Genomic DNA, 23794 nt, shown 5'->3' on the forward strand with positions numbered 1-23794 from the left:
CGCCCTTGCTGGCTTCGTCGTCGGCGGACTCCCTGGGGTCGTCGCCGGAGAACAGTCTGACGCACACCACGGACAGTCGGTGCGGCTCGGGGTCAAGTCGGGCTTCGGGTCGCGAGACGGTCCGGGGCGAAGTTGTGCACAGGCCCCACTTCGAAGCGAGTTCCCCGGTTTCTCTCTGTGGTCGTAGTAGTAGGCCTTGTGGAAACCGTGGAAAACCGGCTTTGCGCAGGTCAACGCGGATTTTTTGTCCACCGGCCCTGTGGGCGGGGGCCGTGGAAAAACCGGGGTCGCTGTGGACCGCCGAAAGTTCTGCACACCCGATGCACAGGCTGGGGGTACTTCTCCCCAGGTGTGTCCCCAGCTTTACCCAGGTTCCCCACAGCCCAACCCGACACCTTGGTGTGACGCCTTTCACTCGGGGCGGTGAGCGTGGGCGTTTCGTTGCCGAACAGTGGACAGCCGTGTGGAAAGGCTGTGTACAACAGCGATCTTCCTGTGGGCGGCCGGTGGACAACGCGATGCCCTCCGTGTGGGGGACCTGGTCGTCCACAGCCTGTGGAATCCCGTCGGCCACAAATCCACACCCCGCTGACCTCCCCTGATGCGTTGTCAACAGGGCTCGCTGTGGATGGGGTCTGGACAACTTCCACGTCCCCAGGGTGTGGACATCGATTCGGGGCTCCGACTGTGGAGAACCGGGGGTCGCGCACCCGGATTCGAACAAGGGGGCGCGGGCCGGCCACCGACCCGCTGCCTCCGAGACCCCTTCCCGACACCCTCCGGGCCCCTCCCGGCTCCCTCCTGGCCCTCTTCCCGCCCCTTGCCGGAACGGCGAAGGGCGCCCCGGAACGTCTCCGGGGCGCCCTTCGCGCAGCGCTTGCCGGCCCTCGTCGGGCCGCTCTCAGCCGTTCTTGATGCGGTTGGTCAGCTCGGTCACCTGGTTGTAGATGGAGCGCCGCTCGGCCATGAGCGCACGGATCTTGCGGTCGGCGTGCATCACCGTCGTATGGTCCCGGCCGCCGAACTGCGCGCCGATCTTCGGCAACGACAGGTCCGTCAGCTCGCGGCAGAGGTACATGGCGATCTGCCGGGCCGTCACCAGCACCCGGCTGCGCGAGGCGCCGCACAGGTCCTCCACGGTGTGCCCGAAGTAGTCCGCGGTCGCGGCCATGATGGCCGGGGCGGTGATCTCCGGCGAGGCGTCCTCGCCGCCCGGGATCAGGTCCTTGAGGACGATCTCCGTCAGACCGAGATCGACGGGCTGCCGGTTCAGGCTCGCGAACGCGGTGACCCGGATCAGCGCGCCTTCCAGCTCGCGGATGTTGCGGGAGATGCGGGAGGCGATGAACTCCAGGACCTCCGGCGGGGCGTTGAGCTGCTCCTGCACCGCCTTCTTGCGCAGGATCGCGATGCGCGTCTCCAGCTCCGGCGGCTGCACGTCCGTGATCAGGCCCCACTCGAAGCGGTTGCGCAGCCGGTCCTCCAGGGTCACCAGCTGCTTGGGCGGCCGGTCCGAGGACAGCACGATCTGCTTGTTGGCGTTGTGCAGGGTGTTGAAGGTGTGGAAGAACTCCTCCTGCGTCGACTCCTTGCTCGCCAGGAACTGGATGTCGTCGACCAGCAGGATGTCCATGTCGCGGTAGCGCTTGCGGAACGCGTCCGCCTTGCCGTCGCGGATGGAGTTGATGAACTCGTTGGTGAACTCCTCGGAGCTCACGTACCGCACGCGCGTCCCCGGGTAGAGGCTGCGCGCGTAATGCCCGATGGCGTGCAGGAGATGGGTCTTGCCCAGCCCCGACTCCCCATAGATGAACAGCGGGTTGTACGCCTTCGCCGGAGCCTCGGCCACCGCCACCGCGGCCGCGTGCGCGAACCGGTTGGAGGCCCCGATGACGAAGGTGTCGAAGAGGTATTTCGGGTTCAGCCGCGCCGTCGGCTCCGCCGCACCGGACGAGGCGGCGGGCTTCGTCCCCATCGGCCCCGGCGTCCCGCCGGCCACGGGCGCGCCCTGTCCCCCGCCGCGCGGCAGGCCCTCCGGCAGGTTGCGGCGCTGCTGCTCGTAGGCGAGGCGCTCGGGCGGCTGGGGCCGGTACTCCGGCTGCTGCTCGTAGGAAGCGGCGTGCTGCTGGCCGTGCTGCGTCGCGTACGGATCGCGCTCGCCCTCGGGGAAGCCGCCCAGGTGCGGCTGCTGCCAGCCGTAGTCGCCCCGCTCGCCCCGCTCCCCGCGGTCGGCACGCTCGCCCCGGTCCTGCAGCGGCCCACGCGGCCAGGCCCCGGGCTCGTGGCGCGGCGGCTGGTAGTCGGGGTAGGCGGGGCGTACGGACGGCAGGTCCTCCTCGGCCGGCCGACGGCCGTACCCCGGGCCGTCGTATCCCGCGCGGTCCTCGTAGGCGTCGCGGCCCTGGCCCGGAGCGTGCCGCTCCACGGGCTCCTCGTAGCGCGACGGCTGGGGGGCGCTCGCCTCACCCGCCGTGGTGTCCACGGTGATCGCGATCCGGATGGGGCGGCCGCACTCACGGCTGAGGGTCTCGCTGACCACCGGCGCGAGCCGGCCTTCGAGTACGCCCTTGGCGAACTCGTTCGGCACGGCGAGCAGAGCCGTGTCCGCCACCAGCGCGAGCGGCTGGCAGCGCTTGATCCAGTGCTCGTCCTTGCCCTCGACGCCCCGGCCTTCGCCCAGGAGCTGTTCGAGCACGCGCGGCCACACTGCGGCAAGATCGGCGGGCAGGTCAGCCACAGGGCACGCTCTCTCAGTCACTGGGGGCGTCCCTGAGTCCCACGAAGGTGTGGTTCTCGGGACGGGCGGGGAGGATCCAAGGTTCAGTCACGGTAGTCACGCCGAGGTGTGTGGTTCAAGTCGTTGTCCACAGGGTGTGTACAAATGTGCCATCCGGCCGCTCGGGGCGGTCCACCGGCCCGAGGGAGGCTACGGTTATCCCTGGTGCACTGCCGGTTTGACCGAATGGCACGGGCCCGCGTACCGTGACCAGGTCGAGTTGTCGATGGCTGCTGCCGCCTGCCTCCGATGGGCAAGGGTCGCGTTCCCCCGGATCGTGGCCATGAAGCGGTGCACTCGGGCGTATTGCGAGCTACTCGTGGGCGCACGGTGACAGCCAGGCGATGTCCCGCCACCACACGATTCATTTCTGGAGCCCCCGAGTGAGCAAGCGCACCTTCCAGCCGAACAACCGCCGCCGCGCGAAGACCCACGGCTTCCGGCTGCGTATGCGCACCCGTGCCGGCCGCGCGATTCTCGCGTCCCGCCGTAGCAAGGGTCGCGCCCGCCTGTCGGCCTGACCAGCCCGACCGTAGGTCCATGCCGTGCTGCCTACCGAGTCTCGGCTGAGGCGGCGCGAGGATTTCGCGGCCGCGGTTCGCCGAGGACGCCGGGCCGGGCGCCCGCTCCTCGTCGTCCACTTCCGCAGCGGTTCAACGGACCCGCACCCACCTGGGGGGAGTCTTCCCCCGGTGCGTGCGGGTTTCGTCGTGAGCAAGGCCGTCGGCGGTGCCGTTGTCCGCAATCTGGTCAAACGCAGACTGCGCCACCTCATGCGTGACCGGCTGAGCCTGCTGCCCGCCGGTAGCCTGGTGGTCGTACGGGCCCTGCCCGGGGCCGGTGAGGCGGAGCACGCCCAGCTGGCCCGGGATCTCGACGCCGCGCTGCAGCGGCTGCTGGGCGCACCTGCCCAAGGAGCAGCCGAGGGGAGGGCGCCGCGCTGTTCCGACCTCTCGGGGGGCCACCTCCGGAGCCCCGGCCGAGGCCAGGGAGGGAGCGCACCGTGAAGTATCCGCTGCTGTGGTTGATCAAGATCTACCAGTGGACCATCAGCCCGCTCCTGGGCCCGGTCTGCAAGTACTACCCGTCGTGCTCCCACTATGGCTACACAGCCATTGACGTGCACGGCGCGGTCAAAGGAACGGCGCTGACGGCCTGGCGCATCCTGCGCTGCAACCCGTGGTCGCCCGGTGGCGTCGACCACGTCCCTCCCCGGAAGCGTCCGGTCTGGCACCAGCGGCTGAGGAGCCGTCTGGTCGGGCACCCCGCAGCGGGGCCCGGCGCGCAGCCCGAGACCCAGCCCAACGCCCAAGGAGCCTGATTCGTGGACACGGTCCTCGGTCCCCTCTATACCGCAGTTTCCTGGATCATCGTCCAGTTCCATTCGCTGTACGGCCTTGTCTTCGACAAGAACAGTGGCTGGGCGTGGGGTCTGTCCATCGTCTCGCTGGTGGTACTGATCCGTATCTGCCTGATCCCGCTGTTCGTGAAGCAGATCAAGGCGACGCGGAACATGCAGGCGCTCCAGCCGAAGATGAAGGCGATCCAGGAGCGCTACAAGAGCGACAAGCAGCGCCAGTCCGAAGAGATGATGAAGCTCTACAAGGAGACGGGTACCAACCCGTTGTCGAGCTGTCTCCCGATCCTGGCCCAGTCGCCCTTCTTCATCTCGCTGTACCAGGTCCTCAACCACATCGCGCAGGGCAAGACCGTCGGCGTCATCGACAAGCCGCTGCTGGACAGCGCCCGAGAGGCGCACATCTTCGGTGCCCCGCTGTCCGTGAAGTTCCTGGACTCGGCTTCGAAGGTGGAGTCCCTGCACGCGACGCTGACCGATGTCCGCGTCGTCACGGTCGTGATGATCGTCCTGATGTCGCTGTCGCAGTTCTACACGCAGCGCCAGCTCATGACGAAGAACGTCGATCTCACGGTGAAGACGCCGTTCATGCAGCAGCAGAAGATGCTGATGTACGTCTTCCCCGTCATGTTCGCCGTCTTCGGCATCAACTTCCCCGTCGGTGTCCTCGTCTACTGGCTGACCACCAACGTGTGGACCCTGGGCCAGCAGATGTTCGTCATCCGCCGCAACCCGACCCCGGGCAGCATCGCCTTCCAGCAGCGCCAGGAGCGGCTGCGCGCCAAGGGCAAGCTCAAGGAGGACCCGGAGCAGGTCGAGGCCCGTAAGGCCGCCGAGGCCGCGCGCGCCGGCCGGCAGCAGCCCAAGCGTCAGTCGAAGGCCAAGCGCCAGGTCGGGGGCGCGCAGCAGCCCGCCACGGGCGGCGGGAAGAAGCCGGCGCAGGAGCAGCAGCAGAAGCCCGAGGACGCCAAGCCCAAGCAGGCCGGTGGCTCGGCCCGTAGCACCAAGTCCGGGCAGCGCAAGGGCCAGCAGCGGCCCAAGCACCCGACCAAGAAGTGATGAAGGAGTCCACCGTGACGGACACCCAGCGTCAGACCAGCGATGCGGCCGCTGAGGGCACCGACACCCTGTCCCGCCTGGAGCAGGAGGGCGAGATCGCGGCCGACTACCTTGAGGGGCTGCTGGACATCGCCGACCTCGACGGCGATATCGACATGGACGTCGAGGCCGACCGCGCCGCCGTGTCGATCATCAGCGACTCGACCAGCCGCGATCTGCAGAAGCTCGTGGGCCGTGACGGTGAGGTGCTGGAGGCACTCCAGGAGCTCACCCGGCTCGCGGTGAACCGGGAGACCGGTGACCGCAGCCGTCTCATGCTCGACATCGCGGGCTTCCGGGCACGCAAGCGCGAGGAGCTCTCCCGGGTCGGTGCCAAGGCCGCCGAGGAGGCCAGGAGCACGGGCCGGCCGGTGAAGCTGGACCCGATGACCCCGTTCGAGCGCAAGGTCGTGCACGACGCGGTCGCCGAGGCGGGGCTGCGCAGCGAGTCCGAGGGCGAGGAGCCCCAGCGTCGCGTGGTCGTCCTCCCGGCCTGATCCCGGTCCCACTTCCAGGTGGGCGCGGCCCCGTCTGCTCGCAGGCGGGGCCGATCCTTGTCAGCCTGAGCTTCCCCGTCTCAGGCTTCCGACGGCCCTCGGGCCTGCGGACCCCTCAGACTCCGGCTCATCGAGACGTCGTACGGAAAACGGCGTCGTACGGAAGGACGGTTCCCCGTGGAAGAGGCAGCGGAGCTCCCCCCGGCTCCCCCGGCGGCACAGTTGGTCTTCGGCGACCGGCTGCCCGAGGCCGTCCGGTATGCCGAGGTGCTCGCGGACGCCGGTGTGCGGCGCGGACTCATCGGCCCGCGGGAGGTGCCGCGGCTGTGGGAGCGGCACCTGCTGAACTGCGCGGTGCTCTCGGAGGCGGTGCCGGACGGCGTCTCGGTGTGCGACGTGGGCTCGGGAGCCGGCCTGCCGGGCATTCCGCTGGCCCTGGTCCGTCCGGACCTGCAGATCACGCTGCTGGAACCGCTGTTGCGGCGCACGAACTTCCTCCAGGAAGTCGTCGAGCTGCTGGGGCTGGACCACGTCACCGTCGTCCGCGGCCGCGCCGAGGAGATGCTCGGCAAAGTGCAGCCGGTGCATGTGGTCACGGCGCGGGCCGTGGCTCCGCTGGACCGGCTGGCCGGCTGGGGGGTGCCGCTGCTGCGCCCGTACGGCGAGATGCTGGCCCTCAAGGGGGACACGGCCGAAGAGGAACTCCGGGGCGCACGGGCCGCGTTGAGCAAGCTCGGCGTCGTACGGACCTCGATCATCCAGGTCGGTGAGGGTGTGGTGGACCCGTTGTCCACAGTGGTGCGGGTCGAGGTCGGGGAGAGCCCCGGTGGTGTCCGTTTCGCGGCGAAGCGCGCCAAGGCGGCACGTGTGAGCCGGTCGCGTCGCCGACGCTGAGGCCACTGCGAGCCCGTCGGTCCCTGACGGTGCTCCATACAAGCTGCCAAACCTACCCGTAGCGGAGTGTCGCAGCGCGGTACCGCAGTGGGCGATGCATCGTGTTTCGCGTGAAACATCGCTCCTTGCTGCACGGAATCATCGGCCGTGGTCGTGCGGCTGCCGCGCCGCGCGCTCGTCGCGGGGCCAACGGCGTGTCTTCATCCACAGGTTCGGTGGATTCATCCACAGGTGAACGGGACTCGCTGGTTCATGACCCCGAAACCATGGCAGGCTCTGTCCATTGCGAGCCTGAAGTCGAGGAGAGTGAATCCTTGCGGTCCGACGCCAATACCGCGGGGCCGATGGCCGATCCGGTCCCCGGACCCCGCCCCGCCGACGCCGAGCCAGGAGTGCAACCCGGTTCCCGGGCTGCGGGTGAGGTCGTTTCACGTGAAACCCCGCCACCTCCCATGCCTCGCCCGGAAGACACCCGGGTCATGGTGGTCGCCAACCAGAAAGGCGGCGTCGGGAAGACCACGACGACCGTGAACCTGGCGGCGTCCCTGGCTCTGCACGGCAACCGCGTGCTGGTGATCGACCTCGATCCACAGGGAAACGCCTCGACGGCGCTGGGCATCGACCACCATGCCGAAGTGCCGTCGATCTACGACGTCCTGGTGGACAGCAAGCAACTCTCCGACGTGGTGCAGCCGGTGCGGGACGTGGAAGGACTCTTCTGCGCGCCTGCCACGATCGACCTCGCTGGTGCCGAGATCGAGCTTGTCTCGCTCGTGGCCCGGGAGAGCCGGCTGGACCGGGCCATCAAGGCCTATGAGCAGCCGCTCGACTACATCCTCATCGACTGTCCGCCGTCACTGGGGCTGTTGACGGTCAATGCGCTGGTCGCCGGCGCGGAGGTGCTGATCCCTATCCAGTGCGAGTACTACGCGCTGGAGGGGCTGGGACAGCTGCTGCGCAACGTGGAGCTGGTGCGGGGACATCTGAACCCCAAGCTCCATGTCTCGACGATCCTGCTGACGATGTACGACGGCCGTACCAGGCTCGCCTCGCAGGTTGCCGAAGAGGTCCGCAGTCACTTCGGCCATGAGGTGCTGCGGACCAGCATTCCGCGCTCGGTGCGTATCTCCGAGGCACCCAGCTACGGACAGACCGTCCTCACCTACGATCCGGGCTCCAGTGGGGCGCTGTCCTATCTGGAGGCTGCCCGGGAAATCGCACTGCGGGGGGTCGGCGTACATTACGACGCCGGTAGAGCTCACTTGGTGGGCCGTCAGCAGCAGGACCAGCAGCACAGCATGGTGGAGGGGACGCAGTGACCGAGCGACGTCGAGGACTGGGCCGTGGGCTCGGTGCGCTGATTCCTGCCGCCCCCAGGGCGGCGGAGAGCTCCGGTCCGGTGACCGGGACGGGGGCGACGTCGCCGAGTGCGGTACCGGTGCTGACCACAGAGCGGGGCGTTGCCGCGGTGAAGGCAACCACCAAGCCCGCGAGCGAGGTCGCTGTTCCACGTGAAACAGCGACAGTCGCGGACTCGGCTGCCGATGGCGCGGAGGGGACCGCGGGGGCACACTTCGCCGAGCTGCCACTGGACTCCATCACCCCCAACCCCCGTCAGCCCCGGGAGGTGTTCGACGAGGATGCCCTCGCCGAACTCGTCGCCTCCATCCGCGAGGTCGGCCTGCTGCAGCCGGTGGTCGTCCGCCGGACCGCCCCGGAGCGCTACGAGCTCATCATGGGCGAGCGCCGTTGGCGGGCCTGCCGGGAGGCCGGACTGGAGCGGATCCCCGCCATCGTCCGGGCGACCGAGGACGAGAAGCTGCTGCTGGACGCGTTGCTGGAGAACCTGCACCGTGCCCAGCTCAACCCGCTGGAGGAGGCCGCCGCCTACGACCAGCTCCTCAAGGACTTCAAGTGCACCCATGACGAGCTGGCTGACCGCATCGGCCGCTCGCGTCCCCAGGTGTCCAATACCTTGCGGCTGCTGAAGCTGTCCCCGGCCGTCCAGCGCAGAGTCGCCGCCGGGGTGCTGTCCGCAGGGCATGCCCGTGCCCTGCTGTCGGTCGATGACTCGGAGGAGCAGGACAGGCTCGCCCGGCGCATCGTGGCCGAGGGGCTCTCGGTGCGTGCCATCGAGGAGATCGTGACCCTGATGGGGTCCCGGTCACGAGGGAGCGCGAAGGCCAAGGGGCCCCGTGCCGGAACCCGGGTCTCCCCGGCCCTGAGCAGCCTCGCCACACGACTGTCCGACCGGTTCGAGACCCGGGTGAAGGTGGATCTCGGACAGAAGAAGGGCAAGATCGTCGTCGAGTTCGCCTCCATGGAGGACCTGGAGCGGATCCTGGGCACCCTCGCACCGGGTGAGGGCCGGGTGCTCCAGCAGAAGGCCTCCGAAGAGGACGCGGACGGCGGGCAGTAGGGCGGATCCGGTGATGGTCGCCTTCTTCAGGGGCGGGTTGTGTTTCACGTGGAACACAACCCGCCCTTTGCTTTGTCCCGCTGTCCGCCCAAACGGCACGCGGATACGATGCGTTGGGGGTGTGGCGCATCCACGTTGGACACAGTTCACGGAGGGGCGGGCCCATGCGAACGGTGAGCCGGACCGGACTGATGGCAACAGGCTTGGGCCTGGGGGTTGTCGGCGGATTCGTCGGCAGCTTCCTCAGGGAGCGGAGCGCGTTGAGCGCCGCCCGGGGAGTGACACGCGACGGAAGTGAGGATTTGGCTCCATGGGGCGTCGGCTCGTACCGCTCACGCTGGACAACTTTCCCGACCTTCCCACACGCTGCCGGTCCTGCGTCTTCTGGGAGCTGGACCCCGTCAGCGGTGAGGCCGCGCTGAAGGCCGGCCGCCCGGAGCTGGAGAAGGAAGCCTGGATCTCGGCAGTGCTGCTGGAATGGGGCTCCTGCGGGCGCATCGTGTATGTCGACGAAGTACCGGTCGGCTTTGTGCTGTACGCACCGCCGGCCTATGTGCCGCGCTCGGCCACCTTCTCCACCAGCCCTGTTGCCGGAGACGCCGTGCAGTTGATGACGGCCTGGCTGGCACCGAGCCATCAAGGGCAGGGGCTCGGGCGGACGATGGTGCAGACTGTCGCGAAGGATGTGCTCCGCAGGGGCTTCAAGGCCATTGAGGCGTTCGGCGACGCTCGGTGGAAGGAACCGGCCTGTGTGCTGCCCGCGGAGCATCTGCTGGCCGTGGGCTTCAAGACCGTGCGTCCGCATCCGCGCTATCCACGGTTGAGGCTGGAGCTCAGAACAGCGCTCTCGTGGAAGGAAGACGTCGAGATGGCACTGGACCGGTTGCTGGGCGCTGTGCAGAAGGAACCCGCTCTGCGGCCGCTGTAGAGCGCCGGCTACCAGGACCGCTGAGGACGTGAAACGGGCCCGGCCCCTGTGTGGGGCGGGCCCGTTTCACGTGAAACAACGCGGTGCTGAAACAACGCTGTGCGAAGGAGCGACCTCTTAGATGAAGTCGGCCAGGTCGCGCTCGATGGCGGCCTTGGGCTTGGCGCCGACGATCGTCTTGACGACCTCGCCGTCCTTGTAGACGTTCAGCGTCGGGATGGACATGACGCCGTACTTGGCGGCGGTGGCCGGGTTCTGGTCGATGTTGAGCTTGACGATCTCGATCTTGTCGCCGTGCTCGGCCGCGATCGCCTCCAGGGAAGGGGCGATCTGGCGGCACGGGCCGCACCACTCGGCCCAGAAGTCCACCAGGACCGGCTTGCCGCTCTTGATGACGTCCTTCTCGAAGGAGGCGTCGGTCACCTGCTTGAGAGCCACGAAGGTCTCCTTGTCTGCTGTGTGCGGGGGAAGGGGGGAGGGGAGGTCAGGCGGTCTTCTCGGGTTCCCGGGCGCCTTCGCCGTCCGCGAGGGAAGCGAGGAAGCGCTCGGCGTCCAGGGCGGCGGAGCAGCCGGTACCGGCGGCCGTGATCGCCTGGCGGTAGGTGTGGTCCACCACATCGCCCGCGGCGAACACACCCGCGAGGTTGGTACGCGTCGACGGGGCGTCGACCTTGAGGTAGCCCTCGTCGTCGAGGTCGAGCTGACCCTTGAACAGCTCGGTCCGCGGGTCGTGACCGATGGCGATGAACAGGCCGGTCACCGGCAGCTCGGACGTCTCGCCGGTCTTGACGTTGCGCAGGGTCAGCCCGGACAGCTTCGCGTCGCCGTGGATCTCGGCGACCTCGCTGTCCCAGACGAAGGAGATCTTCGGGTCCGCGAACGCGCGCTCCTGCATGGCCTTGCTGGCGCGCAGCGCGTCACGGCGGTGGACGACAGTGACGGACTTGGCGAATCGCGAGAGGAAGGTGGCCTCCTCCATCGCGGTGTCGCCGCCACCGACGACGGCGATGTCCTGGTCCTTGAAGAAGAAGCCGTCGCAGGTGGCGCACCAGGAGACACCACGGCCGGACAGCTCGTCCTCGCGCGGCAGCCCCAGCTTGCGGTGCTGGGAGCCGGTGGCGACGATCACGGCCTTGGCGCGGTGGACGGTGCCCGCCGAGTCGGTGACGGTCTTGATCTCGTCGCTGAGGTCGACCGCGGTGACGTCGTCCGGGACCAGCTCGGCGCCGAAGCGCTCGGACTGGGCCCGCATGTTGTCCATCAGGTCCGGGCCCATGATGCCGTCGCGGAAGCCGGGGAAGTTCTCGACCTCGGTGGTGTTCATCAGGGCCCCACCCGCCGTCACGGAGCCCTCGAAGACCAGCGGCTTCAGGGAGGCGCGGGCGGTGTAGAGCGCGGCCGTGTAGCCCGCGGGCCCGGAGCCGATGATGATCACGTTGCGGACGTCGCTCACGGGAGTCTTCCTTGTCTGCCGACTGCTGTCTGGGGTCCTTGCTGGGTCTCACCCCACCCAACGGATCCTACGGGGCGAGCATTCCCGAGAGGTGACAGCGTGAGCCGGTGCCCTTCACAGGCGTGGCAGTGTCTCGGCCTGGAGAACCTTCCCCGGGGACGACGGGGAGGCAGTGGCACACGACGCCGCCACCACGTAGGCATCGATGAGCCCGGCATTGCCGGGATGCGGCAGGACCACGAGGTAGGTGTCCTCACCGGCGAACGACTCCTGCCGTGCGGCCAGGGCGGTCTCGGTGCGGCCGATACCTTCCTGGACACAGCTCGGGGCCGTTGTGCCGGGGGCCCGCATGGTCTCCGGGGAATTGTCGGCGCTCCCGCCCCGCGATTCGGCGTTCTTGAAGGACGTGCTCAGCAGGTGCTGTACGCGCGCGGCCAGCTCCTTCTTGGTGACCGAAGGCGGGGCCGACTGGCCTGCCCGTGTGTCGGGTGTCTCCTCGTCGCTGTTGTGTCCGAGGCCCGACTGAAGGAAGAAGCTCCCCACACCGAGCACGGCGGCGGCGCAAGCGCCACCCAGCAGCACCCTCGGCCAGCGCCGGCCGCGACCGGCGCGTGCTGTGCCGGGCGCCGCCGGGCGTCGTCCCGGTCCGGTCGCGGCCCGGGGGCGGCCTGCGGGGCGCCCGTCGGTTTCCCGTGGAACCGACGGGGTTTCACGTGAAACCGGCCCGACGGGGCCCGGAGCCGTTTCACGTGAAACAGAGCCGCCCGGAGACGGCCGGGTCGAGTCCAGGAGGGCCTCGGCGGCGAGTGCCGCCTCGATACGACCTGCGATGTCCTCCGGCATCCGGGCAGGCCCTGGGAGCGTGCCGAGGAGCCCGCGGATCTCGTCCAGTGAACTCCGGACCTCCGCGCACAGCTCACATTCCGCCAGGTGGTCACGCAGGTCCGCGGTGCGCGTCGGGGAGAGCACGCCTTCGGTGAGCGCGGAGATCTCCGCGACCTCCGGGTGCTCGTCAGTGCCGGTCGTCGAGGTCACGCTCGCCCACCTCCGCCCTTCACTGGATCCGCGTCGTTCGGTGCCGCCGGTGGTGGGACGGCAGTCCCCGGCGACCGGTTCCTTCCCCCGTCCGGAGCGGGGCTACCCCCGTCACCGGAGCGCAGATGGGTGAGCATCGGCAGCAGCCGGGCCCGGCCCCGGGCACAGCGGCTCTTCACCGTGCCGACGGGGATGCCCAGCACCTGTGCGGCTTCGGCCACGGGATACCCCTGCATATCGACGAGAACGAGAGCGGCGCGCTGATCCGCCGGGAGAGCGGAGAGCGCTCTGAGCAGCTCACGGGTCACGGCATCGCGCTCGGCCGGCGCCGCCGCCGACTCATGGGGTTCGAGGAGCTGTTCCAGCCGCTCGGTCTCGGCCAGCGGTGCCGTGCGCCGGGACGCCGCCTTACGGGCCCGGTCCAGACAGGCATTGACGGTGATGCGATGCAGCCACGTGGTGACCGCGGACTGCCCACGGAAGGTGTGAGCGGCCCGATAGGCGGAGACCAGTGCGTCCTGGACGGCGTCCGCGGCTTCCTCCCGGTCCCCGAGAGTGCGCAGGGCCACGGCCCAGAGACGGTCGCGGTGGCGGCGTACGAGCTCGGTGAAGGCGTCGGGGTCGCCGCCGACATGCCGGGCGAGGAGCTCGGCGTCGCTCGCGTCCTCGTGTGTGACGTCGTCCACCGTCGGGCCCCTCCCCCTGGCATCCTTCTCTCGGTGGTCAGCCGGTGAACTGCACTTCCCTGATGCCCTGTTTGTATCCGGGATCGGCGTAATTGGCCTCGTCGTATTCGGACTTGGGAAGTTCGGTGAGCCACAGCAGGACATACCGGGTCGCCACCGGGGTGTCCAGGGAGAAGGTGATCGTGGATGCCGAAGTCTGTTGTGTCTGCAGCTTCTTCAGCGAGCTCAGCGGTGCCCGGGTCGAGGGCGAGTCGGTCGCGTAGAGCGTCATGGTGGTGTGGCCGCCGGCGTACAGCAGGTGTGCCGTCGCGCTGCTGAGCTTGTGCCCCGGACCGAGGTCGTAGAGGATGCCCGCGCCCTCTTTGAGTTGCATCTTCGGCCCGTCCTTGTACGAGCGGGTGCGCCAGGCGGTGCTCTCGTTCCCGTCGTGGCTGAGGTTCGCCTTCTCGGGGTAGTCCGGGTTGTTGTCCGGAGCGAATCCCTTCGCGTCCTGGACCGGGATCGGCTGTGCGTCGGGCTTCTCGGAGGTCTCCTCGCGGTTCGACTGCGCGGCCGTGGTGCCGCCGTCGTCGTCCCGGCCCTTGAGCAGGGTGTCGGCGAGCTGCCAACTGCCCAGCCCGAGCGCGGCGATGAGCAGTGTGGACACGCTCCACTTCAGCACCCGGCCGGTGCGTCCCTGCAGCGGGGGCGGCGGTGGCACGGGCTCGGGCCGCGCGGTGGCGCGGCCGTGGTGGGGCGGCTGCTGTCCGTACCCGGCGTGCCGGTTGGGGTAGTCACCGGGTGCCGGGGTGAACGCGGGCTCCGGCGGGCGGACGCGAGGCATGGCCGCGACCGCCTTGGCCAGCTCCTCCGGAGTGGTGCAGGCCTTGTCCTGGCGGGCGGCGGTGGATCCGCCCGCCGCCAGGGCGCGCATCGCGAGCTCGGACAGGCCGCGGTGGACCCCGGCCCGCACCTGGTCGGGAGCGATGAGACCGACCCCCTTGGGCAGGCCGGGCAGCCCGTAGGCGTTGCTGTCGTAGGGCCAGCGCTGCGTCAGGGCGGCGTACAGCAGGGCCCCGATGGCCTCGGTGTCGGTGCGCTGCGGGTTCTCGGCGGTGATGCCGCGCAGCGCCGCCATGACGGCCAGGCCGCGGATGCGGTACTGGCCGCTCTCGGTGCGCAGGACCGATCCGGGGTTGAGGCGCAGATGGGCGAGGCCCTCGCGGTGGGCCGTCGCCACGGCCTGGGAGACCTGGCTCACGAGCTGGTAGGCGTCGTGCGGCTCCATCGGCCCGGAAGCGAGGACGGTGGTGAGCTCCACGGCGTCGGGCAGCCACTCGTGCACGACGTAGACGAGGTCGTTCTCCTCGACCGCGTCGAGGACCTGGACGAAGCGCGGATCGCCGAGCAGGGCCGCCGAGCGGGCGGCGGCGAGCACCGGACGGGCCCGCGGATGCTCGGCCGGCAGCAGGTGCACGCCGACGGCGCGGCGGAGCTTTTCGTCGACTGCTCGCCAGCTGCTGAATCCGTCCAGACGGGTGACGCACTCCTCCAGGCGGTAGCGTCTGGCGAGCTTGTGGCCGCTGTGCAGGTCGGAGATCCGGATGTCGCGCGCGGGCCCGGCGCCCTCCGCGCGCTCGTCGCGCTCGTGCGTACCGGCCTGGTTCGTGACCTCCGCCCCGTCGGCCGTGGCCTTGTCCGCCTTGGCGGTCAGCGGCCTTTCGCCGCTGCTGTCTGCCACGTCGACGGCAGCTGTGCTCCGTTCCGCCACCGTCGTTCCTGCCTCCCCATCCGTTGCACCCTGTCCACAGCCAAGACAATTGTGCCCACAGTCCGTCGCTATGCACGACACACGGCGACGGGCGATGGTTGTGCTCCGGTCAGCGTCCGAGTCGGCCGCGGACCATGCCGACCATGGCGGTCAGCTCCTCGATGCGCATCCGCTTCGCGGCGATGTAGAAGACGGCGATCAGGATCAGACCGCCTCCGGCCAGGGAAGCCAGCGAGCCGAACACTCCCCGGCCGAGGATCTGGCCGATCCCGTAGGCGATGGCGCCACCGATCAGGGCGGCCGGGACGCAGGCCCCGGCCAGCCGGGCGTAGGTACGGATGACGTGCGGGCCGTCGAGGTCTCCGCCCAGCCGGGTACGCAGTCGACGCCATGCGACGCCGATACCGACGGCGTAGGCGAGTCCGTAGGAGGCGGCCATGCCGGCGACGGCCCACCGGGCGGGCAGGACGAGGAAGCTCAGGGCGGAGGCGGCCGCGTTGACGCCGGCCACGATGACCGTGTTGTAGAAGGGCGTCCGCGTGTCCTCGTACGCGTAGAAGCCGCGGAGGATGACGTACTGCGCGGAGTAGGGGATCAGGCCGAGGCCGAAGGCCATCAGGACGAAGCCGATGTTCGTGGCACCGCCGGTGCCGGAGCTGGAGAACATCAGCGTCGACATGGGGACGCCGAGCGCGAGGAAGGCGAAGGCACAGGGCACGATCGCCACCGCGGAGGTCCGCAGCCCGTGCGAGAGGTCGTCCCGGACCGCCGCGACGTCCCCGTCGTGGGCGGCGCGGGAGATCCGGGGCAGCACGGCCGTCATCACCGAGACCGTGATGATGGCCTGCGGCATCTGCCAGAGCTGGAGGGCGTAGTTGTAGGCGGTGATACCGGTCCCCTCGTGGCCCGCCTTCTCGGCCAGGCCGCCCGCGCGGGTGGCGAGCTGGGTGACGACGACCATGCCCAGCTGGTTGGCGAGGACGAAGAAGAAGGTCCACTTGGCCAGCCCGGCGGCCTTGCCGAGGCCGTGGCCGCGCCAGTCGAACCGGGGGCGGATCCGGAAACCGGCGTCGCGGAGGTAGGGGAGCATCGCCAGCGCCTGGACGACCAGTCCCAGCAGGGTGCCGATGCCGAGCAGCCGGATGCCCTCGGGCGTGATGCTGGCCGAGCTGACGTGGCTGGCGGAGGCCGGGCCGAAGGCCCAGATGAAGGCGCCGAAGGTGGCGATGATGATGATGTTGTTCAGGACCGGGGTCCACATCATCGCGCCGAACCTGCCCCGGGCGTTGAGGATCTGTCCCAGGACCACGTGCACGCCCATGAAGAACATGGTGGGCAGGCAGTAGTGGGCGAAGGCCACCGCGACGTCCAGCCGCGCCGGGTCGTCGGCGATGGGGGTCGACATCATCTTGATGAAGAACGGCGCGCCCAGCACACAGACGGTGGTGACGCCCGCCAGCAGCACCACGACCAGGGTCAGCAGGCGGTTGGCGTACGCCTCGCCGCCGTCCTCGTCGTTCTTCATCGAGCGCACGAGCTGCGGGATGAACACGGCGTTGAGCGCCCCGCCGCCGACGAGGATGTAGATCATCGTCGGCAGGGTGTTGGCGACCTGGTAGCCGTCGCTGAGTGTGCCGACGCCGATCGCGGCCGCCATGACGAGGTTCCGGGCGAAGCCGAGGACGCGGGAGACCGTGGTCCCCGCCGCCATCAGTGCGCTGGACTTGAGCAGGCTCGCGGCCCGGCCGCCCTTCGCGGGTGCCGCTGCCGCCGCGGGCTCCGGTGCCTGCGGGGGCTCGGCCGCGGGTTCCGTCCGCTGCGGCTGGTACAGACCGGCCTGGCCCGGTGCCGGGACCTGGTGGCCCGGGGCGCGCTGCGGCTCGTAGGGCTGCTGCTGGTCCCGGTAGAGGTGGGCGAAGGCGTCCCGTCCGGGGTGCCCGCCGGCCGCCTGGCCCGCGAGGCCGTCCACACCGATGAGCTGCGTCGGGGCGTCGTCACCGTGGGAGGGGCCGCCTGCCGGGGGCCCGGGCTGGGGTGCCGGGGCCCAGGGGCGGGTCTCCGGGCCGCCCGGGGGCGCGGGCTGCTGCTGGGCCGGGTAGGCGTTGTACGGGCCCGTGGGAGGCGGCGGGTAGGCGCCGCGGTCGTGCAGCACGTCGTGGACCGGGTCCGTCACGGCCGGGTCGTGCCCGGGGTAGGGCTCGGCGGTGTACGCGTCCTGGAGGTAGGGATCCCGGTCGTACGGGCCCGGACGGGCCGGTTCCTGGGCAGGCGGAGGCGGCGGGAAGGAGCCCCGCTGATCACCGCCGGGCCCCTGCCCGCGGTCACCGTCGTACGGCGCGTTCATCGCTACCCCACCTCATCGTCCGCGGCCGTCCGGCCCCACTGCACGTCAACGGTCCACTTTCTCACCTGAGCCGGATGGCTCGGCGTTGTGCGTCGCGGTGTCCGGAGCCGGGGAGCCCGGCTGCTCGGGCCTGTCGTCGTCCGGACCGCCATCCCCCGAGTGTCCCCCGTCCGCGCCCGGCTGTCCGCCGTCCGCGGGGCCGCGCGCGGCCGATCGCTTGCGCTGGATGTAGATCCGCAGCCCGGCGAGGACCAGCAGGAGCACGCCGACGGCGATGACGAGCAGCACCATCGGAGTGATGGACGTGACATGCACGGTGAAGGTCATCGGCTCGCCGTAGGGCTGGTTGTCGGCAGTGTAGAGCCGGGCCGTGACCTGGACGGGGCCGTTGGCGTAGGCGTGGGCCTCGAACTTCACCGACTGGTTGTGGCCGCCGTCGATCCGGACCGGCTGCCAGTCGTCGACCTTCAGCCGGTTGGGGCGGCTGGACTCCAGGACGAGCCGCAGGCCGTCGATGCCCTGCAGCAGGCCGTTGTGCACCGTCACCGGGATGGTGGCGCTGCGGCCGGACAGCGTGGTGTCGGACTTCTTGATCAGCCCCACGTGGCGGGTGAGCTCGTCGAGGTACGACTGCACCGCGGTGCGGAACCGCGCGGCGCCCTCGGGGTCGCCGCGCCACGACGTGGACATCTCACGCATGATCGCGCTGCCGAAGGGGGTGACCACCCGGTCCGGGGCGGTGAGGATCACCTTGAAGTGGTCCAGGGTCGCCTGGGTCTTCTGGATCTCCCGGAAGTCGCGCGTGGTCAGTTCCTGGGCGCGCAGCGCCTCGGGGTACGCGCCGGGGCCGGGCACCTGCTGGGCGGCTGCCGGGTCGGGCTTGGCCCTGGCGGCGTCCCCCAGGTCCAGCGGCTGGGTCCAGCGGCCGTCCCTCAGGCTGTCGAGCGCCGCTGCCATCGCCTGTGCCTGGCTGGTGCTGGGCATGCGCTGCGGCGCGACGACGATGCTGCGTTCCTCGCCGGGCGCCTGCTGGTTCACCAGCAGGCTCTGGGCGAGGAAGCGCTGGACGGCCAGCGAGGCGTCGTCGGCGCGGATCAGATCGCCCTGGAAGGCGGTGGACAGCCGGGCGTCCGCGACGACCGCCGTGTTCCCGCCTCCGATCTGGCGGGCGGCCGTGGGGGCGTACGGGGTCCGGCCGTCCTGGAGGCTGTCGCTGCGGGCGATGACGTTGTGGGCTCCCGCCGAGGTGGCGACGTCGACGATCGAGGAGTCCACGGCGCCCTCGGCGGGCCAGGCGAAGTCGGTGCGCGGCTTCACACCGAGGATCGTCTCCACGGTGGTGGCGGCGAGCTCGGTGGCGGACTGCAGATGGCTCAGGGTGCCGGAGACGTCCTTGCCGCTGTGGGCGAGCGAGGCGAGGTCGGGGTCGCCGAACGGCAGGGCCACCACCTGGTCACCGGCCATGGCGGTCTGCAGCTGGCCGAGCCACTGCTTGGCGACGGCCTGCCCCCGGCCCGAGGAGGTCTTCCCGTCCGTGCCCTCGACCTTGTACGGCTTGGTCATGGCCTCGACCGTGGCCAGCAGGTCCGGGTCGATCACCCAGGTGATCGGCAGGTTCTTGCCCAGTGCGACGAGCTGCTGCAGCCGTCCGCCCGGGGCCAGCTCGGCGGCGAGGTCGTCGTTGGGGAAGATCGGTGTCTGCTGCTGGTCGGACTCCATACGGGCGCTGAGGCGGGTCGCGGAGATCAGCGGCCACAGGAAGGTGAGCTGGGTCTTCTTGCCCTCGGTGGGGGAGGGCTGCCAGGGCAGGACGGTGCGGGAGATGCCCAGGACCTGCTCGTACGGCTGGTCGGTGGTCTGCCCGGACAGGGAGACCCCCAGCTGGTAGACGCCGTCCCGGCCCAGGTTCAGGTCCTTCACCGGCAGGGAGATGCTGAACTCCCGGCTGACGCCCGGGGGCAGCGTGTCGATCTTCTGCGTGTGGTTGCCGATCTCGGAGCCGTCGCTGTCCGTGTGACCGGAGCGGCTGCCGATGTCGTCGATGTCGCTGCGGCCGCTGAGCTGCGGGCCGACCCGCAGTCCCACGTGGCCGCCGGTGATCGTCGAGCGTCCGGAGTTGGTGACCGTTCCCGAGACGGTGAGGGTGTCGTTCTGGGTCGGGACCGTGGGGGTCAGCGTGTTGATCGAGACCTTGGCCGCGCGGGCGGAGGAGGCCGCGGCCGTGGCCTCGGTCTCCGCGCGGGCGGTGTCCGCCCCGGGCAGCTGCCCCATGCCGACGAGCAGGACCGCCAGGACCAGCAGCAGCACGGTGTGCCGGAGCCGGCGGCGGGCAGGAGCGGACGTCGTCCCCGGGAACCTAGCCGCCTCGGCCACGCGCTCGCCCGTCCCTCGTCGTCGTCAGTGGTCGTCGGATGTGCGTCCACGAATGGTAACGAGGCCCGCTGTGGCGAAGTGCTGCGGATCATGGTGCAAGATCGTCCGCGCTTCCCCGTGCTCCCCCCGTTCCGGCGGCCGTGTCCGCGGCGCTGCGCCCTTCGGCGAGGAGGTCCGCGGACGCGGGGCCACGTACCCTGTTCTGTTGTGCCGAACGCCAATACTGACAGCCGATCCCAGCAGCCCACGAACGAGCTCAGCCAGGCGCAGCGCCGCGCTGTGAGCGAGCTCCTGCGCGTCTCCCCCGTGGCCGACGACCTCGCCCGCCGCTTCAAGGACGCCGGCTTCACGCTGGCCCTGGTCGGCGGGTCGGTACGGGACGCACTGCTCGGCCGGCTCGGCAACGATCTCGACTTCACGACCGACGCCCGGCCCGAGGACGTCCTGCGGATCGTGCGGCCGTGGGCGGACGCCGTCTGGGAGGTCGGCATCGCCTTCGGGACCGTCGGATGCCGCAAGTCCGACTTCGACATTGAGATCACCACATACCGGTCGGAAGCCTACGACCGGACCTCGCGCAAGCCCGAGGTCTCCTACGGCGACTCCATCGAGGAGGACCTGGTCCGCCGGGACTTCACGGTCAACGCCATGGCCGTCGCCCTCCCGGAGAAGGAGTTCATCGACCCGCACAACGGTCTGGAGGACCTGGCCGCGCGCACCCTGCGCACCCCCGGCACCCCGGAGGAGTCCTTCTCCGACGACCCGCTGCGCATGATGCGGGCCGCGCGTTTCGCCGCACAGCTGGACTTCGAGGTCGCGCCCGAGGTCGTCACCGCGATGACGGAGATGGCCGACCGCATCGAGATCGTCTCGGCCGAGCGGGTCCGGGACGAGCTCAACAAGCTCATCCTCTCCTCCCACCCCCGTAAGGGCCTGACGCTGCTCGTCGACACCGGCCTCGCGGGGCTCGTCCTGCCGGAACTGCCGGCGCTGCGCCTGGAGCGCGACGAGCACCACCGGCACAAGGACGTCTACGAGCACACGCTCATCGTCCTGGAGCAGGCCATCGACCTGGAGGGTCCCGGGGACCCGGACCTGGTACTGCGCCTTGCCGCGCTCCTGCACGACATCGGCAAGCCCCGGACGCGGCGCTTCGAGAAGGACGGCCGGGTCTCCTTCCACCACCACGAGGTCGTCGGCGCGAAGATGACCAAATCCCGGATGACCAGGCTCAAGTACTCCAACGACATGGTCAAGGACGTCTCGAAGCTGGTCGAGCTGCACCTGCGCTTCCACGGCTACGGCACGGGTGAGTGGACCGACTCGGCCGTACGACGGTACGTGCGCGACGCGGGCCCGCTGCTGGACCGTCTGCACAAGCTGACGCGCTCGGACTGCACCACGCGCAACAAGCGCAAGGCGAATGCCCTCTCCCGCGCCTACGACGGCCTGGAGGAGCGCATCGCGCGACTGCAGGAGCAGGAGCAACTGGACGCGATCCGGCCGGACCTCGACGGCAACCAGATCATGGAGATCCTCGGAGTGGGCCCGGGGCCGCAGGTCGGCAGGGCCTACAAGCACCTGCTGGAGCTGCGGCTGGAGCACGGGCCGATGGGGTACGACGCCGCGGCGGCCGCGCTCAAGGAGTGGTGGGCGGCGCAGCAGCCGCAGGGCTGAGTCCTACGGACCGGCAGGGGTGCTGTTTCACGTGGAACGGCACCCCTGCCGCTTCTGCCGGAGGTACGGACCGGCCAGGCCGAGGGCGGTCAGCGCGTAGAGCAGGGCGACCCCGACGACGAGAACGGCCGACCGGCCGTCCGGCGGCAGCATCAGAGCCGCCACCCCCGCCGCTCCGACGAAGGCGGCATTGAACAGGACGTCGTAGAGCGAGAAGACCCGGCCGCGGTAGCCGTCGTCGACCGTCGCCTGGACCACCGTGTCCGTCGCGATCTTCGCCCCCTGGGTGGTGAGACCCAGCACGAAGGCGGCGATCAGCGTGGGGACGGGTTCGAAGGGCAGGCCGAGGGCCGGTGCCAGGACGGCCGCCGTACCGGCGCAGACCAGCATCCAGCCCGGCCGCCCGAGCCGGGTGGCCGCCCAGGGAGTGACGACCGCCGCGGCGAGGAAGCCCGCCCCCGAGACACTGACGGCGAGGCCCAGCAGGGCCAGTCCCTCGGCCTCTGTGTCGCTCCACGCGTAGCGGCAGAGCATCAGCACGGTGATCGTCAGCGCGCCGTAGCAGAAACGCATCAGGGTCATCGCGGCGAGCGCACGGGCGGCGAGGCGGCGCCGGGCCAGATGGCGCAGCCCGTCGCCGAGGCCGCGCACCGTGGCGGCCAGGGCCGCGCGGAGCCCCGCCCGGGGCGCGGAGGCGTCCGGCCCCAGGAGATCCACGGGCATGCGCAGGGCCGAGAGGCCGGCACAGAGATAGAGGACCGCGCCGAGGAGGACGACCACCGCGTCGGCGACGGGGCCCGCCGGGGTCACGAGGCGTACGGCGAAGGCGAGTCCGCCGCCGGCGGTGGCGGCGAGCGTACCGGCCGTGGGTGACAGGGAGTTGGCCGTCACCAGGCGCTCCCGGGAGTCGATCACGCGGGGCAGGGCGGCCGAAAGCCCGGCGAGGACAAAGCGGTTGACGGCCGTGACCGACAGCGCCGACACATAGAACAGCCAGTCGGGGACACGGGCGACGACGAGCAGCGCGGTTCCCGTGGCCAGCCCGGCCCGCAGCAGATTGCCGTGCAGCAGCACCTGCCGACGGCGCCAACGGTCCAGCAGCACACCGGCGAACGGGCCCAGCAGCGAGTACGGCAGCAGCAGCACCGCCATGGCCGAGGCGATGGCGGCGGGAGAGGCCTGTTTCTCGGGAGAGAAGACGACGTACGCGGCGAGCGCGACCTGGTAGACGCCGTCGGCCGACTGGGACAGCAGCCGCACGGCCAGCAGACGGCGGAAATCGCGCAGGTGGAGCAGGACGCGCAGATCGCGCACAACAGGCATGCCGCCCAGCCTCACACACCGCGCGGGCTCCCGGGTTCATCACCCGGGAGCCCGCGTCGACAGGCGCGTGAGGGCGTGCCGAGCAGCGCTCAGCGCTCGGCCTCGCCCTTGATGAACTTCTCGACGTTCTCCCGTGCCTCGTCGTCGAAGTACTGCACGGGCGGGGACTTCATGAAGTAGGAGGAGGCGGAGAGGATCGGGCCGCCGATCCCGCGGTCCTTGGCGATCTTCGCGGCACGCAGCGCGTCGATGATGACGCCGGCGGAGTTCGGGGAGTCCCAGACCTCCAGCTTGTATTCGAGGTTCAGCGGGACGTCACCGAAGGCGCGGCCCTCCAGGCGCACGTACGCCCACTTGCGGTCGTCCAGCCAGGCCACGTAGTCGGACGGGCCGATGTGGACGTTCTTCTCGCCGAGCTCGCGGTCGGGGATCTGGGAGGTGACGGCCTGCGTCTTGGAGATCTTCTTGGACTCCAGGCGCTCACGCTCCAGCATGTTCTTGAAGTCCATGTTGCCGCCGACGTTCAGCTGCATCGTGCGGTCCAGGATGACGCCGCGGTCCTCGAACAGCTTGGCCATCACGCGGTGCGTGATGGTGGCCCCGACCTGGGACTTGATGTCGTCACCGACGATCGGCACCCCCGCCTCTGTGAACTTGTCCGCCCACTCCTTGGTGCCCGCGATGAACACCGGCAGGGCGTTGACGAAGGCGACCTTGGCGTCGATGGCGCACTGCGCGTAGTACTTGGCGGCCTCCTCGGAGCCCACCGGCAGGTAGCAGACCAGGACGTCGACCTGCTGGTCCTTGAGGACCTGGACGACGTCGACCGGGGCCTCGGCGGACTCCTCGATGGTCTGGCGGTAGTACTTGCCGAGGCCGTCGAGCGTGTGGCCGCGCTGGACGGTGACACCGCTCGGCGGCACGTCGCAGATCTTGATGGTGTTGTTCTCGCTGGCGCCGATGGCGTCCGCGAGGTCGAGCCCGACCTTCTTCGCGTCGACGTCGAAGGCGGCCACGAACTCCACATCGCGCACGTGGTAGTCGCCGAACTGCACGTGCATCAGACCCGGCACACGGCTGTTCGGGTCGGCGTCCTTGTAGTACTCGACGCCCTGTACCAGCGAGGCGGCGCAGTTGCCCACGCCGACGATGGCTACGCGAACCGAACCCATTGGCGGTTGCTC

Annotated in this window: 20 protein-coding genes; 10 read left to right on the forward strand and 10 right to left on the reverse strand. The window is 70.1% G+C overall.

Going from position 1 to position 23794, the window contains the following annotated elements; translation table 11 throughout:
- Positions 1-901 precede the first annotated feature (901 nt).
- A complete protein-coding gene (gene dnaA, locus ACFP1Z_RS06130; protein ID WP_390314855.1) occupies positions 902-2737 on the reverse strand; it encodes a chromosomal replication initiator protein DnaA in 1836 nt (611 codons plus the stop codon).
- Between the two features lie 422 nt (positions 2738-3159).
- On the opposite strand from dnaA, the gene rpmH reads away from it, so the two are divergent.
- The 9 genes from rpmH (at position 3160) to ACFP1Z_RS06175 (ending at position 9969) form a co-directional block, all read left to right on the forward strand.
- Positions 3160-3297 carry a 50S ribosomal protein L34 gene (gene rpmH, locus ACFP1Z_RS06135; protein ID WP_003956500.1) on the forward strand — a complete coding sequence of 46 codons (138 nt, stop codon included), beginning with the start codon at positions 3160-3162 and terminating at the stop codon, positions 3295-3297.
- A gap of 24 nt (positions 3298-3321) precedes the next feature.
- Entirely contained in the window at positions 3322-3783 is a 462-nt protein-coding gene (rnpA, locus tag ACFP1Z_RS06140; protein ID WP_390314856.1) for a ribonuclease P protein component, read from the forward strand.
- On the forward strand, positions 3780-4097 hold the full coding sequence (gene yidD, locus ACFP1Z_RS06145) for a membrane protein insertion efficiency factor YidD (RefSeq protein ID WP_390314857.1): 318 nt from the start codon (positions 3780-3782) through the stop codon (positions 4095-4097). The genes rnpA and yidD overlap by 4 nt, the downstream gene beginning before the upstream one ends.
- 3 nt (positions 4098-4100) lie before the next feature.
- A complete protein-coding gene (gene yidC / locus ACFP1Z_RS06150; protein ID WP_390314858.1) occupies positions 4101-5192 on the forward strand; it encodes a membrane protein insertase YidC in 1092 nt (363 codons plus the stop codon).
- Positions 5193-5206: 14 nt separating this feature from the next.
- Complete coding sequence (locus tag ACFP1Z_RS06155; protein WP_390314859.1) at positions 5207-5728, forward strand: Jag family protein; 522 nt, start codon at positions 5207-5209, stop codon at positions 5726-5728.
- Positions 5729-5905: 177 nt separating this feature from the next.
- Positions 5906-6622 carry a 16S rRNA (guanine(527)-N(7))-methyltransferase RsmG gene (rsmG, locus tag ACFP1Z_RS06160; protein WP_390314860.1) on the forward strand — a complete coding sequence of 239 codons (717 nt, stop codon included), beginning with the start codon at positions 5906-5908 and terminating at the stop codon, positions 6620-6622.
- A 266-nt stretch (positions 6623-6888) separates the two neighbouring features.
- Positions 6889-7941: a ParA family protein gene (locus ACFP1Z_RS06165; protein ID WP_390315061.1), complete on the forward strand. Its 1053-nt coding sequence runs from the start codon at positions 6889-6891 to the stop codon at positions 7939-7941.
- Entirely contained in the window at positions 7938-9041 is a 1104-nt protein-coding gene (locus tag ACFP1Z_RS06170; RefSeq protein ID WP_390314861.1) for a ParB/RepB/Spo0J family partition protein, read from the forward strand. The genes ACFP1Z_RS06165 and ACFP1Z_RS06170 overlap by 4 nt, the downstream gene beginning before the upstream one ends.
- 310 nt (positions 9042-9351) lie before the next feature.
- Positions 9352-9969, forward strand: a complete 618-nt coding sequence (locus tag ACFP1Z_RS06175; protein WP_390314862.1) for a GNAT family N-acetyltransferase — start codon at positions 9352-9354, stop codon at positions 9967-9969.
- Positions 9970-10086: 117 nt separating this feature from the next.
- Here ACFP1Z_RS06175 and trxA read toward each other — a convergent pair whose 3' ends face one another.
- The 7 genes from trxA to ACFP1Z_RS06210 form a co-directional block, all read right to left on the reverse strand.
- A complete protein-coding gene (gene trxA, locus ACFP1Z_RS06180) occupies positions 10087-10407 on the reverse strand; it encodes a thioredoxin (protein ID WP_390314863.1) in 321 nt (106 codons plus the stop codon).
- A 46-nt stretch (positions 10408-10453) separates the two neighbouring features.
- Complete coding sequence (gene trxB, locus ACFP1Z_RS06185) at positions 10454-11422, reverse strand: thioredoxin-disulfide reductase (protein WP_390314864.1); 969 nt, start codon at positions 11420-11422, stop codon at positions 10454-10456.
- Between the two features lie 114 nt (positions 11423-11536).
- Positions 11537-12457 (reverse strand): anti-sigma factor, encoded by a 921-nt coding sequence (locus ACFP1Z_RS06190; RefSeq protein WP_390314865.1) that lies wholly within the window; start codon positions 12455-12457, stop codon positions 11537-11539.
- Positions 12454-13143 (reverse strand): RNA polymerase sigma factor SigM, encoded by a 690-nt coding sequence (gene sigM / locus ACFP1Z_RS06195; protein ID WP_390314866.1) that lies wholly within the window; start codon positions 13141-13143, stop codon positions 12454-12456. The genes ACFP1Z_RS06190 and sigM overlap by 4 nt, the downstream gene beginning before the upstream one ends.
- Positions 13144-13180: 37 nt before the next feature.
- Positions 13181-14893, reverse strand: a complete 1713-nt coding sequence (locus tag ACFP1Z_RS06200; RefSeq protein WP_390314867.1) for a protein kinase family protein — start codon at positions 14891-14893, stop codon at positions 13181-13183.
- A 109-nt stretch (positions 14894-15002) separates the two neighbouring features.
- Positions 15003-17237, reverse strand: coding sequence for a murein biosynthesis integral membrane protein MurJ (gene murJ / locus ACFP1Z_RS06205; RefSeq protein ID WP_390314868.1), 2235 nt, complete (start codon positions 17235-17237; stop codon positions 15003-15005).
- 45 nt (positions 17238-17282) lie between these two features.
- A complete protein-coding gene (locus tag ACFP1Z_RS06210; RefSeq protein WP_390314869.1) occupies positions 17283-19610 on the reverse strand; it encodes a DUF6049 family protein in 2328 nt (775 codons plus the stop codon).
- A 207-nt stretch (positions 19611-19817) separates the two neighbouring features.
- Between ACFP1Z_RS06210 and ACFP1Z_RS06215 the strand changes: the two genes are divergently transcribed.
- Positions 19818-21287 carry a CCA tRNA nucleotidyltransferase gene (locus ACFP1Z_RS06215; protein ID WP_390314870.1) on the forward strand — a complete coding sequence of 490 codons (1470 nt, stop codon included), beginning with the start codon at positions 19818-19820 and terminating at the stop codon, positions 21285-21287.
- A 27-nt stretch (positions 21288-21314) separates the two neighbouring features.
- Here ACFP1Z_RS06215 and ACFP1Z_RS06220 read toward each other — a convergent pair whose 3' ends face one another.
- Positions 21315-22610 (reverse strand): MFS transporter, encoded by a 1296-nt coding sequence (locus ACFP1Z_RS06220; protein WP_390314871.1) that lies wholly within the window; start codon positions 22608-22610, stop codon positions 21315-21317.
- An 89-nt stretch (positions 22611-22699) separates the two neighbouring features.
- The gene (locus ACFP1Z_RS06225; RefSeq protein WP_390314872.1) at positions 22700-23782 is read right to left on the reverse strand and encodes an inositol-3-phosphate synthase; all 1083 of its coding nucleotides are present in this window, start codon (positions 23780-23782) and stop codon (positions 22700-22702) included.
- Between the last annotated feature and the right edge of the window lie 12 nt (positions 23783-23794).

Origin of the sequence: Streptomyces gamaensis (genome assembly GCF_042656465.1) — a bacterium.
GTDB lineage: Bacteria > Actinomycetota > Actinomycetes > Streptomycetales > Streptomycetaceae > Streptomyces > Streptomyces gamaensis.

Excerpts from the sequence above, each read along its gene's own strand:
- murJ (WP_390314868.1), bottom strand. The coding sequence starts at position 17,237 with ATGAACGCGCCGTACGACGGTGACCGCGGGCAGGGGCCCGGCGGTGAT.
- ACFP1Z_RS06225 (WP_390314872.1), bottom strand. The coding sequence starts at position 23,782 with ATGGGTTCGGTTCGCGTAGCCATCGTCGGCGTGGGCAACTGCGCCGCC.
- ACFP1Z_RS06220 (WP_390314871.1), bottom strand. The coding sequence starts at position 22,610 with ATGCCTGTTGTGCGCGATCTGCGCGTCCTGCTCCACCTGCGCGATTTC.
- ACFP1Z_RS06165 (WP_390315061.1), top strand. The coding sequence starts at position 6,889 with ATGGCAGGCTCTGTCCATTGCGAGCCTGAAGTCGAGGAGAGTGAATCC.
- ACFP1Z_RS06175 (WP_390314862.1), top strand. The coding sequence starts at position 9,352 with ATGGGGCGTCGGCTCGTACCGCTCACGCTGGACAACTTTCCCGACCTT.